Raw genomic sequence first — 16,791 nt, 5'->3', positions numbered from 1 at the left:
TCAGCGCCGCGGGTACGCGGCGCTCATCAGCGGCCAGGTGACGATCGTGCCGGCGACGATGCCAAGCGCGTCGGCCAGCAGGTCGGCCCACTCGCTGCTGCGGTTCGGCACCAAACCCTGCACGACCTCGATCAACCCGCCGAACGCGAGCAAGCCCAGCAACACCACCCACAGGGCCCGATGGGGCCTCGGAAACGCCAGCAGCGCCGTCATCGTCAGCGCCGCGAAGGCGGCGCCATGGTTGAGCTTGTCCCAACCGGTGCTCAGCGGGTCGGGCGGCCGAGGCGAGAAGGCAAGGAAGCACACCATGCCGACCAGCAGCGCGAGCAGCAGTTGCCAGCCGCGGCGCGCCCGCAGGAATCGAAGGGCGAGCGGCGTGCGTTCCGGAGAGGCGATCGAGCTCATGAGGGCCTGAAACCAAAAAGCCAACGGCCGTTTGCACGGACGCTGGCTTCTGGCAAGAGATTGGTGCCGGTGAAGAGAGTCGAACTCCCGACCTTCGCATTACGAATGCGCTGCTCTACCAACTGAGCTACACCGGCGTGAAGCGCGCGATTATAGCGGGCGAATCAGCGCCTCCTGTGTGACGGGATGCGCGAGCGTGGGCCTCATGCCATCATCCGCGCCATGGAGCCGGGCGAACAGCAACGAACCTATTGGCGGGCCAACCTCAGGGTGACCGGGCTGCTGGTGGCCGTGTGGTTCTTCGTGACCTTCGTGATCGGCTGGTTTGCGCGCGACCTCGACTTCAGCTTCTTCGGCTGGCCGTTCAGCTTCTGGGTGGCGGCTCAGGGCGCGCTCATCGTCTACGTGCTGATCATCGGCTTCTACGCCTGGTACATGGGCCGGCTGGATCGCCGGCACGGCGTGGATGATGACGAGTGAGCCTGCCGCTCAGGCGTAGGTGATCCAGGACTGGTGCTCGGCGCTGTCGAGGTGTGGCAGCGTGTTGTAGGTCACCAGTGAGTGCCGCTTGGGCGTGAAGGTGAGCTCGCTGACCGAGCTGTTGCGGATGCGCAGGTTGATCTCGATCATCGCGTTGTGCGGCGCGCCCAGCGTGTGGGCGACGATGGTCGAGATCGGGCCGCCGCTTGAGACGACCAGCACGTTCTTCTTGTAGTGCGTGGCCCGCACATGGTCGAGCGCACTCGTGATGCCGGCGACGAAATCGGCGTGGCTGATCATGCCCTCGGGCTTCGTCCGGCCTTCGATCCAGGCGGCGAGTCCTTCGCGCAGCAGGCGAAAGTGCTCGCGCACGAGTTCGGGTGTGGTGGGCCGCTCCAGTGGCTCGGGGTGGATGGCCTGCACCACCGCCTTGCTGTCGTACTCGTTGAGGCCGGGCCACGAAAGCGGCTCGATCGGGGTCTGCAGTCCCTCGGCGATGCAGGCCAGCGACTGCTTCTGGCGCTCCAGTGTCCCGACCAGTGCCGCGTCGAAGCGGATGCCCTTGTGGCGGAAGTACTCGCCGAGACGCCGGCACTGGCGCATGCCGAGGTCGCTCAGCTGGTCGTAGTTGTCAGCGCCAAACGAGGCCTGGCCGTGGCGCACGAGGTAGACGGTTCCCATGCGCGGATTGTCCTGGCTCCGCGGCCGCGGGCCATGTCGCGGTTGCGACGGCCCGCGGGGTTCGCCTCAGGCCTTGGCCTCGTTGTGATACGCCGTGATGCGCTCGACCTCGTTCTTCGAGCCCAGCACCACGCTCACGCGCTCGTGCAGCTTGGCCGGCTCCAGGTCGAGGATGCGCTGCTTGCAGTTCGTCGCTGCACCCCCGGCCTGCTCGACGAGGAAGCCCATCGGGTTGGCCTCGTACATCAGGCGCAGCTTGCCCGGCTTCTCGGGCTCGCGCTGGTCCCACGGGTACATGAACACGCCGCCGCGGGTGAGGATGCGGTGCACGTCGGCCACCATGCTGGCGATCCAGCGCATGTTGAAGTCTTTCCCGCGTGGGCCGGTCTTGCCGGCCAGGCATTCGTCGATGTAGCGCTTCATGGGCGGTGCCCAGTGGCGCATGTTGCTCATGTTGATCGCGAATTCCTTGGTGTCTTCCGGGATCTTCACGTCTTCGGCGGTCACGACCCACGAGCCCTGCTCGCGATCGAGCGTGAACATGGTGACGCCGTCGCCCACCGTCAGCACCAGCGTGGTCTGCGGGCCGTAGACGCAGTAGCCGGCCGCCACCTGCTGCTTGCCGGGCTGGAGGAAATCCTTCTCGCTCACGCCCTCGTGGTCGCCGGGCTTCTTGAGCACCGAGAAGATGGTGCCGATGCTCACGTTGACGTCGATGTTCGACGAGCCGTCGAGCGGGTCGAACAGCAGCAGGTATTCGCCTTGCGGGTAGCGGTTGGGCACCACGTAGATGCCTTCCATCTCTTCGCTGGCCATCGCGGCGAGCGCGCCGCCCCATTCGTTGGCCTCGATCAGCACCTCGTTGGCGATGATGTCGAGCTTCTTCTGCACCTCGCCCTGCACGTTCTCGCTCGTCGCGGAGCCGAGCACGTCGCCGAGCGCACCCTTGTTGACGCTGATGCTGATGCGCTTGCAGGCGCGGGCCACCACTTCGATCAGGAGGCGCAGCTGGGCCGGGATGTGCCCGTGCTGGCGCTGCTGCTCGACGAGGTACTGGGTCAGGCTGACTCGTTTGGTGCTCATGCTGTGGTCGTCTCTTGTTGAAGGGCGCGGTTGACGATCTCGGCGACGTCGCTCGACAGATCCGGTTTGGCGGCCACGCGGCGCAGCGCTTCGCCTGCCGCTGACCGGTAGGGCTCGGCCAGCTGCGTCCAGCGGTCCATGACGCGCGCCAGGCGGGCGGCGAGTTGCGGGTTGATGCTGTCGAGCTCGAGGATGCGCTCGGCCCAGAACACATAGCCCGCCGCATCGGCGCGATGGAAGGCGGCCGGGTTGTTCATGCACAGCGCGGCGATCAGGCTGCGGGCGCGGTTGGGGTTCTTGAGCGAGAAGTCCGGGTGCTTGAGCAGGATCTTGGCGCGCTCGAACACACGGCCATCCTTCTCGGGCGCGGTGGCTTGCAGGGCGAACCACTTGTCGATGACGAGGGCCTCGTCCTTGAACAGGGTGTGGAAGCGCTGCAGTGCCAGCTCGGCCAGCTCGGAGTGCGCATGCACCAGGGCCACGAGGGCGCCCTGGCGGTCGGTCATGTTGCCGGCGTCCTTGAAGCGCTCGTAGGCGCGGCCGGGCCACACGGCGTCGTGGCGGGCCACGGCGTCGCGGCACAGCATCGCCAGTGCCAGGTTCGCCAGTGCGCGGCGGCCCGAAGAGATCGGGTCAGGCGAGTAACCGCCCTTGACCTGGTGCGCTTCGTACGCCCACTCCCAGTCGGCACGCAGGGCCTGCGCCAGTTGCAGCAGCATGCCTTCGCGCACCGCGTGGATGCGCTGCGGGTCGACGGTGGTCAGCTGTTCGGCCACGTAGCCTTCGCTCGGCAGCGTGAGGGCGAGGTCCTTGAAGGCAGCATCGAGCTCGGGATGGCGCAGCACCGAGCGCATGGCGTCGATGAACGCGTCGTCGAGCTGGGCGGGGCCGGTGCCGTTCACCGCGGCGAGCAGGCGGTTCAGCGCGAGGCGCTGGCCGGCTTCCCAGCGGTTGAAGGCGTCGGAGTCGTGCTGCAGCAGCACCAGCAGGTCGGCGTCGCTCAGGTGGTCGTTGAGCACCACCGGCGCCGAGAAGCCGCGCAGCAGCGAGGGCACCGGCTCCTGGTCGACGTTGACGAAGGTGAAGAAGCTGCGCGCTTCGTTGAGCACCAGCACACGCTCGGTGCCGACCGGCGCCGATTCGCCTTCCAGTTGCAGCGGCAGTGCGGTGCCGTCGCGGCCGACGAGCCCCATCGCGAGCGGGATCACATACGCCTGCTTCACCGGCTGGCCGGGCGAGGGCAGGGCGTTTTGCTCGATGCCCAGCGTGTAGGTGCGGGTGTGCGCGTCGTAGCGGCCGCGCGCGGTGACGCGCGGCGTGCCGGCCTGGCTGTACCAGCGCTTGAACTGCGTCAGAAGGGCAGCGAGCGGGCTCTCGGGGTTGGCATCCGCGATGGCCTGCGCGAAGTCGTCGCAGGTCACGGCCTGGCCGTCGTGGCGCTCGAAGTATTTGGTGATGCCCTTGGCGAAGCCGTCCCGGCCGACCAGGGTCTGCATCATGCGCACCACCTCCGATCCCTTCTCGTAGACGGTGGCGGTGTAGAAGTTGTTGATCTCGACGTAGCTGTCGGGCCGCACCGGGTGGGCCATGGAGCCGGCGTCTTCGGGGAACTGCACTTGGCGCAGCGTGCGCACGTCTTCGATGCGCTTCACGGCGCGGGCGGTAGGCGTGCCGGCCATGTCCATGCTGAACTCCTGGTCGCGGAAGACCGTGAGGCCCTCCTTCAGGCTCAGCTGGAACCAGTCCCGGCATGTGATGCGGTTGCCCGTCCAGTTGTGGAAGTACTCGTGGCCGACCACGCTCTCGATGCCGGCGTAGTCGGCGTCGGTGGCGGTCGCCGGGTTGGCCAGAACGTACTTCGTGTTGAAGATGTTCAAGCCCTTGTTCTCCATCGCGCCCATGTTGAAGTCGCCCACGGCGACGATCATGAAACGCTCCAGATCGAGCGGCAGGCCGAAGCGGGCTTCGTCCCACACGACTGACGCGATCAGCGAGTTCATCGCGTGCTCGGTCTTCTCGAGGTCACCCCGGCGCACGTGCACCTGCAGCAGGTGCTCCTTGCCCGAGCGCGTGCGGATCAGCTGCTCGCGCGTGACGAGGTCGGCCGCGACCAGCGCGAAGAGATAGCTCGGCTTCGGGAACGGGTCGTGCCACTTCGCGTAATGCCGCGGGCCGTACACGCCGGCCATCATCTCGCCCTGCTCGACGAGGTTGCCGTTCGAGAGCAGCACCGGGTACTGCTTCTTCGCGGCGCGCAGCGTCACCGTGTAGACCGCCATCACGTCGGGCCGGTCGAGGAAGTAGGTGATGCGGCGGAAGCCTTCGGCCTCGCACTGCGTGAAGAAGCCGCCGCCCGAGGTGTAAAGGCCCGACAGCTGCGTGTTCTTCTCCGGGCAGCAGGTGTTGCGGATCTCCAGCGTGAACGGTGTGTCGGGCAGCGAGTCGATCACCAGCATGCCGTCTTCATGGCGGAACGACACCGACTCGTTGTTCACGAGCACGCGCGTGAGCGTGATGTCTTCGCCATGCAGACGCAGCGGCTGCGCCGGCAGCGCGGTGTTGCGCTCGACCTGCATGCGGTTGATGACCAGCGTCTTCACCGGGTCGAGGTCGAAGGTCAGGTCGACCGTGCGGATCCAGTACGCCGGCGGCGCGTAGTCTTCGCGGCGGATCAGGGGAGCGGTGCCTTCACGCATTCGTGTGTCTCCGTTCTTGTCTTAAACGCCCTGCTTGAGGCTGGCTTCGATGAAGGCGTCCAGGTCGCCGTCCAGCACCTTCTGGGTGTTGGAGATCTCGACGTTGGTGCGCAGGTCCTTGATGCGGCTCTGGTCGAGCACGTAAGAGCGGATCTGGTGGCCCCAGCCTACGTCGGTCTTGCCGTCTTCGAGCTTCTGCTGCTCTTCCATGCGCTTGCGCATCTCGTGGTCGTACAGGCGCGAGCGCAGGCGCTTCCACGCCACGTCTCGGTTGCTGTGCTGGCTGCGGCCGTCCTGGCACTGCACCACGATGCCGGTCGGGATGTGCGTGAGGCGCACCGCCGAGTCGGTCTTGTTGATGTGCTGGCCGCCGGCGCCGCTGGCGCGGAAGGTGTCGGTGCGCACGTCGGACGGGTTGATCTCGATCTCGATCGAGTCGTCGACCTCGGGGTAGACGAAGAGCGAGGCGAAGCTCGTGTGGCGGCCGCCGGCCGAGTCGAACGGGCTCTTGCGCACCAGGCGGTGCACGCCGGTCTCGGTGCGCAGCAGGCCGAAGGCGTAGTCGCCTTCCACCTTGATGGTGGCGCTCTTGATGCCGGCCACGTCGCCCGGCGTCTCGTCTTCCATCGTCGTCTTGAAGCCCTTGCGCTCGCAGTACTTGAGGTACTGGCGCAGCAGCATGCCGGCCCAGTCGCAGGCCTCGGTGCCGCCGGCGCCGGCCTGGATGTCGATGAAGCAGTTGCTCGGGTCGGCCGGGTTGTTGAACATCCGGCGGAATTCGAGCTGCTTGACGGTCTCTTCGAGCTTGGCCGTCTCGGCCTCGATGGCCAGCAGCGAGCCTTCGTCGCCCTCGGCCTTGGCCATGTCGTACAGCTCGGAGTTGTCGGCCAGGTTGGTGGTCAGGTGGTTGATGGTCTCGACCACCTGCTCCAGCGTGCGCTTCTCGCGCCCCAGTTCCTGCGCGCGCTTGGGGTCGTCCCAGACCTTGGGGTTCTCCAGCGCGGCGTTGACTTCGTTCAGCCGCAGTGCTTTGCGGTCGTAGTCAAAGATACCCCCGAAGGTCGACCGTGCGTTTGCTCAGGTCGGCCAGGGAGTTGCCAATGGCATTGATGTGTTCGACGTCCATGATTCGGGCCTTGTTTTCTGAAGCCCGCAATTGTGTCACGCCGAGGAGAACTCACGCCCCGAGGAAGGCCTCCAGGTGCCGGGCCAATGCCTCGGGCTGATCGTGGTGAAGCATGTGGCCGGCCGGGGCCAGCACGGCCTTGGTGACCGGCGAGGCCACAACCTTCAGCCGCTCGTGGAACTCTTCCTTGCTGTAGCGGCCGCTCCACCACTTGCCAGCGTCGGTCTGGTCGCCTTCCACCCACAGCAGCGGGGCCGTGATCTGGGCCCAGCAGGCCATCACCTCGTCACGCTGGTAGAGCAGCGGGTTGCTGCGCTTGTGGGCCGGGTCGCCGAGGATCTGCCACAGGCCGTTTTCGTCCTGCTTCGACCAGTGGCCGGCCAGCCAGTGGGCGCGGTCGCTGCGTAGCAGGGGATTGGTCTTTTGCAAGCGCGCGGCCACGGCCGCCTGGCTGGCATAGGGCCGGATCTCGACCGGCTGCTTCAGCTCGTCGAGCCACGCCGTGTAGCGCTTGGGCGCCATCTTGGGCACCGTGGCCGGCATGCCGAAGCCTTCGAGGTTGACCAGGCGGCGGATGCGCGCCGGTCGAACGCCGCCGTAGAGCATGACCACGTTGCCGCCCATGCTGTGGCCCACGAGGTCGATCTGTTCCAGCCCGGGGAAGGGCTTGAGCACCGCATCGACGATCCCGTCCAGGTCGCCCAGGTAGTCGGCGAACCAGTAGCTGTCTTCATTGGGCGTCTCGGTGAGACCGAAGCCGCGCCAGTCGGCGGCGACCACATAGCGATCGTCGGAGAGGGCGTCGACGACGAACTGGAACGACGCGCCTACGTCCATCCAGCCATGCATCATCAAGAGCGGCGGGCGCTCCGGGCTCACGGTGCCGGGGTCGCCCCAGTGGCGCAGGTGGTACTTCAGGCCCCGGATGGGGAGGAATTCGCTGCGGCTTGCTCGCCGCGCCACATAGGCGGTGTCGGTCATGCGAACGATCTTAGGCGGCACCCCGGGTCGTCGCTGTCGAAGCCGTGACAGACACGGCCGCCGCCGGTTTCAGGACTTTTCAGGTGCGGTTCAAGACGCCCGCGGGCGACCGGAAGACAGTGCCGGCATCCCTTATCACGCCTGCGGAGACGCCATGTTCAAGACCCAGTTCGAGCGCCCGGCCACGGTGCTGCTGTCGGCCATGTGGAGCCTGGCCGTGGTGCTGGCGATTGCCGCCTTCGCGGCGTCCGCATTCGCTGCTTCGTCGGCGGCCGGGCCTGCGGCGGCTGTGGTGCCAGCGTCGCACGCCGCGAGGCCGGCGACGGCACAAAGTGTGGAAAGCGTCACAAGGTCATCTATGCTCCGGGAGCCGCGGCTCGCCATCAGCAAGGACAAGCTCGACTGACTGCGGCAGGGAGGCCAGCTTGGTGCCGCAAGACGCGACCCGGGGTCTGAACATCGGTGTGACGGGGCATCGCTTGAACCGAATCTCACAACGCCAGCTCGACCGCCTCACCCCGCAGGTGCAGCCGCTGCTTGCGCAGGGCGCCGAGCGTGCGCGTGCGCTCGGCGTGGTGTCGCTGATGCTGGTGTGCGGCCTGGCCGAAGGGGCCGATCGCCATGTGGCGCGCCTCGCGCTCGACGAAGGCTATGGCCTGCACGCGGTGCTGCCCTTCGACCGCGACCTGTACGCGCGCGACTTCCCGAGCGCGGCGTCGCGCCGCGAGTTCGATGCCTTGCTGCGCCGAGCCGAGCGTGTGACGGAGCTCCCGGGGCGCCACGGTTTCAATTCCCAGGCCTACCACCGTGCCGGCCAGGCGCTGCTCGATCGCTCCGACCTCTTGCTCGCCCTCTGGGACGGCCGCCCGGCGCAAGGGCCTGGCGGCACGGCCGAGGTGGTGGACGCCGCGTGCCTCAGGCGCATGCCAGTGGTGCACGTGTCGACGGCGCTGCATGCGGCGCCGGTGTTGATCTGGCAACGGCAGGGTCAGCCTGTGCGGGGCCTGAGTGCGTACGAAGGGGCGCCTGCCCGGCGGTGCCGGCCGGCGCAACTGGCGGCGGTGGTGTCTCACGTGGTGAGGGCGGGGTGAACCTGCGGCTGGTCTCGCCCCAGGAGCCGTCGCGGCCTGACGCGGGCGAGGCGTTTCGGTACTGGGCCTTCCTGAGCTACAGCCACCACGACAAGGCCATCGCGAAGCGCCTGCAGAAGCAGCTCGAAACCTACCGCGTGCCGAAGCGCCTGGTAGGGCGCGAGACCTCGCATGGCGCGGTGCCGGCGCGCGTGTCGCCGGTCTTCCGCGACCGCGACGAGCTGCACGCCGGGAGCGACCTGAAAGCCAGCGTGCAGGAAGCCTTGACACGCAGCCGGTGGCTCATCGTGGTGTGCACGCCCGACTCGGCCCGCTCGCCCTGGGTCAACCGCGAAATCATCGAGTTCAAGAAGCTGCACGGCGAGCGGCGTGTGCTGGCGCTGATCGCGCGTGGAGAGCCGTTCGCGAGCGACGTGCCCGGGCGCGAGGCCGAGGAGTGCTTCCCGCCGGCGCTGCGCCGGGCGCTGACGCCCGAGGGCAAGGCCGAAGGCGAGACGCTGGAGCCGATTGCCGCCGACATGCGCAAGCAGGGCGATGGGGCGCATCGCGCGGCGCTCAAGCTGCTGGCCGGGATGCTCGGGGTGCCGTTCGATGAGCTGGTGCGGCGTGATGTGCAGCGGCGCGTGCGGTGGCTCACCGCGTTGGCTGCTTCGTCCGCGGTCGGCGTGGTCGTCTTTGCGTTTCTCGCGGTGATGGCGGTTCAAGCGCGCAACGAGGCGCAGTATCAGCGGCAGCAGGCGGAAGGGCTGATCGAGTTCATGCTGGGAGATCTGCGCAAGAAGCTCGAGCCGGTGGGACGGCTGGAGGTGCTGGACTCGGTGGGTGAGAAGGCGCTGGGGTACTACAGCGGGCAGGACGCCAGCACGCTTGACGCAAACGCACTGGGCCATCGGTCACGAGCGATGCACCTGATCGGCGAGATCCGCGATTTGAGAGGGCAGCCGGTCGAGGCGCAGAAGGCGTTCGAGCAGGCTGCGGAGACGACGGCAAGGTTGCTTGTGAAGGATCGGGGCGACCCTCAGCGAATCTTCGACCACGCGCAGAGCGTCTTCTGGGTTGGCTACGCGGCTTGGAAGAGGTCAGATGCAAAGACAGCAGAGGCAAAGTTTGAAGATTACCTTCGGTTGGCGCAGCAGTTGAGTTCAATCGACAAGGGCAATCTCGATTGGCTAGCAGAAGTAGCCTTTGCACGTGTCAACCTCGGGATGGTGCAACTCGGTACCGAAAGGCCGACGACAGCACTTCAATCCTTTGGATCCGCTGAAGGCCTCTTGGTGGAACTGGTCGAAAAGAAGCCCGACCTGCGTTTCGACCTTGCGCAGGTTCATGGTTGGCAGGCCGATGCCTTTGAGTTATTGGGCAACTATCAAAAAGCCAGTGCGGAGCAACGCAACAAGCTTGAGGTACTACGGCAGGCCCCGGGCGCGCGCGAAAACAGTCAGGTTCAACGTGGGATCCTGCTTAGTTGGAGCATGCTGAGCCACTATGAGTTGGCCATGGGGCGGCTCGCCAGCGCGCAAGACCATGTGTCGCAAAGTCTGCAAGCGGTGAGAGTGCTGACTGCGATCGATCCGCACAACTTGTTTTGGCGCGGCGATGAGTGCTTCGTGCGATTGCGGCAGACCGAAATACTGCTGGCTCTTGGGCAACGACAAGCAGCCAAAGTGGAGCTTGGGCGCGGCAAGGCTTGCGTCGAAGGGTTCAATGGTGCGGGTAGTTGGAGCGTCCAGTACGCTGTCCGGCTCAACGCACGTTTGCTCACTTTGTCTGCCGCACTGGCGGCCGGCGATGAGCGTGCCGATTTGGCAGTTCGCATGAACCGCTTTCTTGCGGAGGTGAGTGGAAAGCTAACGGCCGACACTCCTGACCGTTCTCGCTTGGCGATAGACATCGCGAACGTTGCCGTCTCCCTTGGATCTTTGTGGAAGGGTTTCCGGCCCGCGGAAGCTCGCGCCGCATGGCAGCGAGCCGAATTGGAGCTGATGCGCTATGCCGATCTTTCTGATGGGGCGATCTTGACTCCTTTGGCGCGCGCGACGCTTGAGCTGGGCGATGTCCAGAAAGCACGGGCCATGGCGGCACGAATCGAAGGTTCTTTCTATCGGCACCCTGCATACGCCGATCTTGCTAAGCAGTTGGCCGCCGTGCGGGGCGGGGGCGAATATCAACATGAAACATCAGGAGCTAAGAAATGACCTCGAAGGAACAGACCATCACGGTGCATGTTGTCGCCTACCGCAAGGCCCCTGGCCTCCACATTCAGCTTGCCGTCACGCCTGAGGTTCTGGATCTGACGCAGTACGACAACGCGCCGTTGACGATTCAGTGGAAGCTCGACACCAGGGGCTACAGCTTTGTGACTGACGGGTCGGCGATCGTCTTCACTTCCCCCGGCGCAAAAAAGTCGTTCGGTGAGGTGAAGGTTGATCGCGAAGGAAGGTTGGCAACCGTGAAGAACAAGAACGCGGACGGTCTGGCCTATGCGTACAACGTTAGCGTCAAGGAAGTGGCGACCGGTTTGACTGCAGTACTGGACCCCATCGTTCAGAACCAGCACCGCTAAATTGTGAGTAGTCAAAGTTAGATCAGAGGGGCAAATCGGCAGATGTACCTTGAAGGCCGTCTGTTCCGTCCTCTGACCAAACAAGAGCTCGCCAAGGTGGCCAGTGGCCCGATCATCCAGAACCGCGCCAGATGGCCACCTCAGCGCGTCGGAACAAGCCTCGCCGCGTCCGCGAGACAGTTCTCGGCTTCGTGCATCCGCCCCGCTCCTGTCAAGGCCTTTGCCAGCCCTCGCAGCGCCGATGCCAGCGCTGCAGCTGATCGTCGGCTGCGCAGCTCGCCAATCAGTGCTTGCCAGCGGCCGATGGCTTCGTCGAAGCATTTTTCGGCGTCGGCCAGCTCAGCAAGAAGGGCCAGGGCGCGCAGGCGGCCGCGCTCGTCACCTGCCTGCGTGCGCAGCGAGAGCTCAGCTTCGCGAGCGATGCGGCTTTCGGCCATCCGTCCGTTGGCTCGTGCAACGTCGGCCCGCGCACGCTGGCCCCACGCGCGTTCGCGCGCAGGCCAGTCCGGTCTTTCCAGCGCCAAGGCTTCGCTGAGGGCCGCATCGGCCATTGGGTTCGGCTCTCGCCACATGCCGGCGAGGCCGGTGAGCTCGGCATAGAGCCCGTGTACGTCGCCGAGCTGCCGGTACAGTGCCTGCGCCTTGGCCGCCGCAGCCCGCGCGCGCTCGGGGTCGGTTGCTGTCCACGCCCACTGTGCAGCCCGCCACCAACGCGCAGCCAGGGGCCCTGGGGTGTTGTCGGTCACGAGCGCTTCGCTGCGCTCGTGCCAGCGGCGGGCCTCGTCGTAGAGTGACAGGTGGTGCCACAGCGGCGCCGCTGAGCCGACGAGCGAGACCACAGCAAGGGCGTCGTCGCGCCGCGAATAGGCGAACGCGAGCGCGGCACGCAGGTTGTCGAGTTCAGGCTCGTAGCGTGCCAGCCAAAGGGCGTCTGGCATGCGCAGCCAATCGGCTGGTGCCGAGTCGAAGAAGCGCTGCATCGTTTGTGCATGCCGCTCGCGCGGTGGCGGCGCTTCGCTGGATGACGACAGAGCGTAAGCCCGCGCCGTTTCGCTCAAGCCATATCGCGGCACCTCTGCCCCGCTCACACTGAGCAGTGAATGTTCGGCCAGCCTCGCCAGTGCATCGATCAACGCCCAGTCGTCAACCCCATCGCTCGCCAGCACGTCACTCGCCAGTGCCAGCGTGAACCCCCCCGCGAACACGCCAAGCTTCAGGAACAGTTGCCGCTCGGCCTCAGGCAGCAGCCCCAGGCTCCACTCCAACGCCGCCTGCAGCGTCTGCTGCCGCGTGGGCGCCGAGCGGCTGCCGCCGGACAGCAGCTTGAAGCGATCGTCCAGCCGCTCGGCCACGCCGCGCACGCCGAGCAGGGGCACGCGGGCGGCTGCAAGCTCCAGGGCGAGTGGCAGGCCGTCGAGGCGGCGGCAGATCTCCAGGACGTGAGGCAGGTTCTCGTCGCTCAGTGCGAAGCGACGGTCGGCGGCACGTGCGCGCTCTGCGAACAACGCGACGGCGCCGTACCGGGAAGCCTCGGCGAGCGTGCAGCCCACCTTCGGCGTGGCGAGGGCTTCCAGCCGCAGCAGCTGCTCGCCCTGCACGCGCAGGGGGCTCTGGCTCGTGACGAGCAGGCGTACCCCAGGCGCATCGCGCATCACCGCGACGGCGATGCGGGCGACGGCATCGGCCAGGTGCTCCGCGTTGTCGAGCACCAGCAGCAGTTGCATCGGCTTGAGCGCCGCCACGAGTGCGGCGATGGCGTCGTGCCCGGGGCTCAGCTGCAGCTCCAGCGCCTGGGCGATCGTGCCGGCGACGAGCTGGCCATCCGTGAGTGCTGCGAGTTCGACCCAGGTGCAGCCATCCGCCCAGGCGGTGGCCCGTGCCTGCGCCGCGCCGTGGGCCAGCGTCGTCTTGCCGATGCCGCCCGGCCCGACGAGCGTGACGAGCGGGTGTGCGTCCAGCAGCGACAGCAGGGCGACGAGGTCTTCATCCCGCCCGACGATCGGCTGTGGCCGTTGCGGCAGCACTGGGGTGCGAGGTGCGGTCGGTGCTTGCGGCGTGGCCGTTGGTGGCACCGCGGCCTCTCCCTCCAGCGTGAAGCGATAGCCCCGCCCCGGCACCGTCGCGATCGCCTTCGGCCCCAGCAACTTGCGCAGCGTCGACACCTGCACCTGCAGGTTGTTCTCTTCGACCACGAGCCCCGGCCACACCAGATCGAGCAGCTCGTTCTTCGACACCACCCGGTCGCGATGCTCGATCAGCGCCAGCAGCAGATCGAACGCGCGTGCGCCCAGCGCGGCCGGCCGCCCGTCGACGAGCAGCTGGCGCTGGGCCGGCCGGACCTCGATGCGGTCGAAACGGTGGGGTTGATCTGCCTGGCTTGGCACGGGGGCGCCTCCTGCTCCCGAATTTAAGCCATCGCCCCCCTAATTCAGAACGCTTCAGATCCTTCAAGGACAGGAGGCGAGGGCGGGGCGAACACTGGAAACTCATCCCACACAGTTGTCCACGGGGCCGCACATGAACCACGCCTTGCAGCTTGCACCGATCGCCGCCGCCATGGCCGGCGGGCTCTCCAGCCTGGCCAGCTGGTGGAAACGCCTGCAGTGGGAATCGGTGGCCGCGCCGTCGCTGGTCGGCGCGCTCGAGTGCCGAGAGGTCGACTTCCCCTCGCGCGACGGCCGGGCCCGCATCTCGGCGACGCTCCTGCACGCGGGCGCGGCGTCTTGCTCTGCGGTGGTGCTGGTGGTCGGGCAGGTCGGCTGCTGGGGCAGCGATGCGCGCGTGGAGGGCCGCAGCCTGCACGTGCGCACCTTGGCCCAGGCCCTGCGCTCGCGCGGCATCACGGTGCTCGTCACGCGGCTGCGCGGCCACGGCGAGTCGGAGCGGCACGACGTTCTGGGTGCCGTCGACTACCTGCTGGCCCAGGGGTTTGCGCCAGGGCACATCGGCGTGATCGGCGCATCGCTCGGCGCGTGCTCGGCCCTGATGGCAGCCGCCGAAGAGCCCGCCATCGCCGCAGTGGTGGCCGACAGTCCGCGTCACGACATCCCCGTCGAAGCGCGCTCGCCGGCCGAGGTGCTGATGCCGCTGGCGCGCTGGCTCGGCCGGTTGCTCTCGGGCGTCGACCTGGGTCGGCGCCCCTGGTTGGGCGACCTGGCCTCGCTGCGCTCACGCGCGGTGATGGTCGTGCACGGACGGGGCGACCGCGTGGTGCCTCCGGCCGTGGCACAGGCGGTGGCCGAGGCCTGCGCCGCCCGGTTGTGGCTCACCGCCAGCCAGTCGCACGCCGGCACGCTGCACGAGGCGCTGCCGCTGTACATCACCCACGTCGTCGATTTCTTCTGCCAGCACCTGCCGGTGCAGCCGCGTGAGCCTTTGCTGGTGCCGGCGCAACCCCTCGAAGCAACGGCCTGATCAGGCCCATATGTGATGTGGGGGCGTGCGCGGGCTGACAGAATCGGCGCCATGCCTGCCCAACCCGCCCCTGACACCACCGGTTCCCTCAACCTCACGCTGCGCGCCGCCGAGTTGCGCGACGTGCAGGCCATCGTCGGCCTGATCCGCGAGCTGGCCGAATTCGAGAAGCTCACCCACCTGCTGCAGGTCACGCCGGAGAAGCTGCGCCCGCATCTCTTCGGCGAGAAGCCGGTGGCCGAGGCCATGGTGGCCGAGCTCGACGGCGAGGTGGTGGCCTTCGCGCTCTACTTCACCAACTTCTCGACCTTCCTCGCGCAGCCCGGCCTCTACCTCGAAGACCTCTACGTGCAGCCGGCCCACCGCGGCAACGGCATTGGGGAGGCGATGCTCGTCCGCCTGGCCAAGCTGGCGGTCGACCGCGGCTACGGCCGGTTCGAGTGGTGCGTGCTCGACTGGAACGAGAACGCGATCCGCTTCTACCAGCGCATGGGCGCCACCGTGATGCCCGACTGGCGCCTGTCGCGCGTGACGGGCGATGCGTTGCTGGCACTCGCCGGCAAGTGAGCCTCAGCGCAGCCGGACGCGCTCTTCTTCACGCTCGCGCAGCACCTTGCGCTGCACCTTGCCGGTGGTCGTCATCGGCAGGGCGTCGATGAACTCGATCTCCTTCGGGTACTCGTAAGGCGCGAGCTTGCCGCGCACGTGCAGTTGCAGCTCTTCAACGAGCGAGTGCGTGCCCGAATGGCCCGCCGCAAGCACCACATACGCCTTGACCACCGCCCCGCGCTCGGCGTCGGGCTTGGGCACCACCGCCGCATTGGCCACCGCCGGGTGCTTGACCAGGCAGTTCTCGATCTCGCTCGGCCCGATGCGGTAGCCCGCGGCTTTGAAGACATCGTCGCTGCGCCCCTGGTACCAGAGGTAGCCGTCTTCATCCATCACCGCCGTGTCGCCGGTGCGGCACCATGAGTCCGAGGGGTCGCCGGTGAACTTGGCACGCGTGGCCTCGTCGTTGCGCCAGTAGCCCAGGAAGAAGATCGGGTCGGGCTGGCCGTGCACGTCGCGCCGGTGGATGGCCACGTCGCCCGGCGTGCCGCGCGCGCACTCGCGGCCTTCGTCGTCGATGACCGCGATGCGGTGGCCAGGGTAGGGCCGCCCCATGCTGCCGGGCTTGGCCGACCAGGCGCTGTGCGGCGCACCGGTGGTGTCGACGAACCAGCCGCAGTTGCCGACCACATAGTTCATCTCGGTCTGGCCGAACATCTCGTTGACGGTGATGCCGAGCTGCTTCTCGCAGTAGCCGAACACCGCGTCGCCTACCGCTTCACCCGCGCTCATGATCGCGCGCAGCTTGAGCGAGTAGCGCTCCCGGGGCGCGGGCACGGCCTTCATCATCGCCTTCAGCGCGGTGGGGAAGAGGAAGGTGTTCGTCACGCCATGGCGCGCCATCAGCTCGAAGGCCTTCTCGGGCGAGAAGCGGCCCTGGTAGGCCACGATGGGGTGGCCGAAGTAGAGCGTGGGCAAGAGTGCATCCATCAGCCCGCCGGTCCAGGCCCAGTCGGCGGGCGACCAGAAGACGTCGCCTCGCTGCGGAAACCAGTTCTGGCTGCAGACGAAGCCCGACAGGTTGCCGATCAGCGCACGGTGCGGGATCAGCGCACCCTTGGGTGGCCCGGTGGTGCCGCTGGTGTAGATGAGCACGGCCGCGTCGTCGGCCTTGGTCACCACCGGCTGGAACTGGGCCGGCTCGCGGGCGAGCAGCGCGGTCCAGTCGGTGTCGCCCTGGCCCTGGGCACCGCCCACTGCGACCACGGTCTCGAGCTGCGGGCATTCGGTGCGCGCGGCGAGCAGGTTGGCGACTGCGCTCTCGTCCACGATCGCGAGCCTCGCCTCGCTGTGCTGCAGCCGGTAGGCCAGCGCCTCGGGCCCGAAGAGCATCGACAAGGGCATGGCGACCGCGCCCAGCTGGTAGATCGCGATGTGCGCCACGGCGGTCTCGATGCGCTGCGGCATCACGATGGCCACCCGATCGCCCGGTTCAACGCCCAGGCGCTGCAAGGCATGGCTGAGCCGGTGGGCCTGTGCCTGCAGGCTGCCGTAGTTGCATGACAGCGCCTGGCCGTTCTCGTGCTCGTAGAGGATGGCGGTGGCGTCGGGCGTCTCGCGGGCCCAGCGGCCGCAGCACACGTCGGCGATGTTGAAGTGCGGCGGCACCTTCCAGCGAAAGCCGGCGTGCAGGCGTTCATAGGCCGAGGCCAGGGTCATGCG

General features: G+C 67.3%; 15 protein-coding genes and 1 tRNA gene. 7 read left to right on the top strand and 9 right to left on the bottom strand.

Going from position 1 to position 16,791, the window contains the following annotated elements; translation table 11 throughout:
* Nucleotides 1-405, bottom strand: coding sequence for a VanZ family protein (locus JI745_RS07600; protein WP_236674933.1), 405 nt, complete (start codon nucleotides 403-405; stop codon nucleotides 1-3).
* A gap of 61 nt (nucleotides 406-466) precedes the next feature.
* Nucleotides 467-542 (bottom strand) — tRNA-Thr (locus JI745_RS07595).
* A gap of 85 nt (nucleotides 543-627) precedes the next feature.
* On the opposite strand from JI745_RS07595, the gene JI745_RS07590 reads away from it, so the two are divergent.
* Nucleotides 628-885: a DUF4212 domain-containing protein gene (locus tag JI745_RS07590; protein ID WP_201805134.1), complete on the top strand. Its 258-nt coding sequence runs from the start codon at nucleotides 628-630 to the stop codon at nucleotides 883-885.
* 9 nt (nucleotides 886-894) lie between these two features.
* Here JI745_RS07590 and JI745_RS07585 read toward each other — a convergent pair whose 3' ends face one another.
* The 5 genes from JI745_RS07585 to JI745_RS07565 all read right to left on the bottom strand — a co-directional run bounded on the left by JI745_RS07585 (nucleotide 895) and on the right by JI745_RS07565 (nucleotide 7,452).
* Entirely contained in the window at nucleotides 895-1,566 is a 672-nt protein-coding gene (locus JI745_RS07585) for a histidine phosphatase family protein (protein WP_201805133.1), read from the bottom strand.
* Nucleotides 1,567-1,632: 66 nt separating this feature from the next.
* Entirely contained in the window at nucleotides 1,633-2,649 is a 1,017-nt protein-coding gene (locus JI745_RS07580; RefSeq protein ID WP_201805129.1) for a class 1 fructose-bisphosphatase, read from the bottom strand.
* Nucleotides 2,646-5,345, bottom strand: coding sequence for an aminopeptidase N (gene pepN / locus JI745_RS07575; protein ID WP_201805127.1), 2,700 nt, complete (start codon nucleotides 5,343-5,345; stop codon nucleotides 2,646-2,648). Before pepN ends, JI745_RS07580 begins: the two co-directional genes overlap by 4 nt.
* A gap of 21 nt (nucleotides 5,346-5,366) precedes the next feature.
* Nucleotides 5,367-6,471, bottom strand: a protein-coding gene (prfB, locus tag JI745_RS07570; protein WP_201805126.1) for a peptide chain release factor 2 whose coding sequence is annotated in 2 segments (ribosomal slippage) — nucleotides 5,367-6,389 and nucleotides 6,391-6,471 — 1,104 coding nt in all. Because the reading frame shifts where the segments join, the coding sequence is not laid out codon by codon here.
* A 51-nt stretch (nucleotides 6,472-6,522) separates the two neighbouring features.
* Entirely contained in the window at nucleotides 6,523-7,452 is a 930-nt protein-coding gene (locus tag JI745_RS07565) for an alpha/beta fold hydrolase (RefSeq protein ID WP_201805124.1), read from the bottom strand.
* Nucleotides 7,453-7,606: 154 nt separating this feature from the next.
* Here JI745_RS07565 and JI745_RS07560 point away from each other — a divergent pair, with 154 nt between their 5' ends.
* From JI745_RS07560 to JI745_RS07545, 4 genes are all read left to right on the top strand, one after another.
* Entirely contained in the window at nucleotides 7,607-7,858 is a 252-nt protein-coding gene (locus JI745_RS07560) for a hypothetical protein (RefSeq protein ID WP_201805122.1), read from the top strand.
* Between the two features lie 73 nt (nucleotides 7,859-7,931).
* Entirely contained in the window at nucleotides 7,932-8,543 is a 612-nt protein-coding gene (locus tag JI745_RS07555) for a hypothetical protein (RefSeq protein ID WP_201805120.1), read from the top strand.
* The gene (locus JI745_RS07550) at nucleotides 8,540-10,738 is read left to right on the top strand and encodes a toll/interleukin-1 receptor domain-containing protein (protein ID WP_201805118.1); all 2,199 of its coding nucleotides are present in this window, start codon (nucleotides 8,540-8,542) and stop codon (nucleotides 10,736-10,738) included. Before JI745_RS07555 ends, JI745_RS07550 begins: the two co-directional genes overlap by 4 nt.
* A complete protein-coding gene (locus JI745_RS07545) occupies nucleotides 10,735-11,106 on the top strand; it encodes a hypothetical protein (protein ID WP_201805116.1) in 372 nt (123 codons plus the stop codon). Before JI745_RS07550 ends, JI745_RS07545 begins: the two co-directional genes overlap by 4 nt.
* Before the next feature lie 140 nt (nucleotides 11,107-11,246).
* Here JI745_RS07545 and JI745_RS07540 read toward each other — a convergent pair whose 3' ends face one another.
* Nucleotides 11,247-13,490: a winged helix-turn-helix domain-containing protein gene (locus JI745_RS07540; RefSeq protein WP_201805114.1), complete on the bottom strand. Its 2,244-nt coding sequence runs from the start codon at nucleotides 13,488-13,490 to the stop codon at nucleotides 11,247-11,249.
* A 133-nt stretch (nucleotides 13,491-13,623) separates the two neighbouring features.
* Between JI745_RS07540 and JI745_RS07535 the strand changes: the two genes are divergently transcribed.
* Nucleotides 13,624-14,520 carry an alpha/beta hydrolase gene (locus tag JI745_RS07535; RefSeq protein WP_201805112.1) on the top strand — a complete coding sequence of 299 codons (897 nt, stop codon included), beginning with the start codon at nucleotides 13,624-13,626 and terminating at the stop codon, nucleotides 14,518-14,520.
* Nucleotides 14,521-14,571: 51 nt separating this feature from the next.
* The gene (locus tag JI745_RS07530; protein ID WP_201805110.1) at nucleotides 14,572-15,087 is read left to right on the top strand and encodes a GNAT family N-acetyltransferase; all 516 of its coding nucleotides are present in this window, start codon (nucleotides 14,572-14,574) and stop codon (nucleotides 15,085-15,087) included.
* 3 nt (nucleotides 15,088-15,090) lie between these two features.
* Here JI745_RS07530 and JI745_RS07525 read toward each other — a convergent pair whose 3' ends face one another.
* Nucleotides 15,091-16,788: an acyl-CoA synthetase gene (locus JI745_RS07525; RefSeq protein WP_201805109.1), complete on the bottom strand. Its 1,698-nt coding sequence runs from the start codon at nucleotides 16,786-16,788 to the stop codon at nucleotides 15,091-15,093.
* Between the last annotated feature and the right edge of the window lie 3 nt (nucleotides 16,789-16,791).

Origin of the sequence: Piscinibacter sp. HJYY11, from assembly GCF_016735515.1 — a bacterium.
Taxonomy (GTDB): Bacteria; Pseudomonadota; Gammaproteobacteria; order Burkholderiales; family Burkholderiaceae_C; genus Rhizobacter.
Note: the sequence above shows the minus strand (reverse complement) of the source record. Positions and strands in the feature narration are given on the sequence as shown.

Coding starts and splice junctions, on each gene's coding strand:
- JI745_RS07600 (WP_236674933.1), bottom strand. CDS start 405: ATGAGCTCGATCGCCTCTCCGGAACGCACGCCGCTCGCCCTTCGATTC.
- JI745_RS07590 (WP_201805134.1), top strand. CDS start 628: ATGGAGCCGGGCGAACAGCAACGAACCTATTGGCGGGCCAACCTCAGG.
- JI745_RS07585 (WP_201805133.1), bottom strand. CDS start 1,566: ATGGGAACCGTCTACCTCGTGCGCCACGGCCAGGCCTCGTTTGGCGCT.
- JI745_RS07580 (WP_201805129.1), bottom strand. CDS start 2,649: ATGAGCACCAAACGAGTCAGCCTGACCCAGTACCTCGTCGAGCAGCAG.
- pepN (WP_201805127.1), bottom strand. CDS start 5,345: ATGCGTGAAGGCACCGCTCCCCTGATCCGCCGCGAAGACTACGCGCCG.
- JI745_RS07565 (WP_201805124.1), bottom strand. CDS start 7,452: ATGACCGACACCGCCTATGTGGCGCGGCGAGCAAGCCGCAGCGAATTC.
- JI745_RS07560 (WP_201805122.1), top strand. CDS start 7,607: ATGTTCAAGACCCAGTTCGAGCGCCCGGCCACGGTGCTGCTGTCGGCC.
- JI745_RS07545 (WP_201805116.1), top strand. CDS start 10,735: ATGACCTCGAAGGAACAGACCATCACGGTGCATGTTGTCGCCTACCGC.
- JI745_RS07535 (WP_201805112.1), top strand. CDS start 13,624: ATGAACCACGCCTTGCAGCTTGCACCGATCGCCGCCGCCATGGCCGGC.
- JI745_RS07530 (WP_201805110.1), top strand. CDS start 14,572: ATGCCTGCCCAACCCGCCCCTGACACCACCGGTTCCCTCAACCTCACG.
- JI745_RS07525 (WP_201805109.1), bottom strand. CDS start 16,788: ATGACCCTGGCCTCGGCCTATGAACGCCTGCACGCCGGCTTTCGCTGG.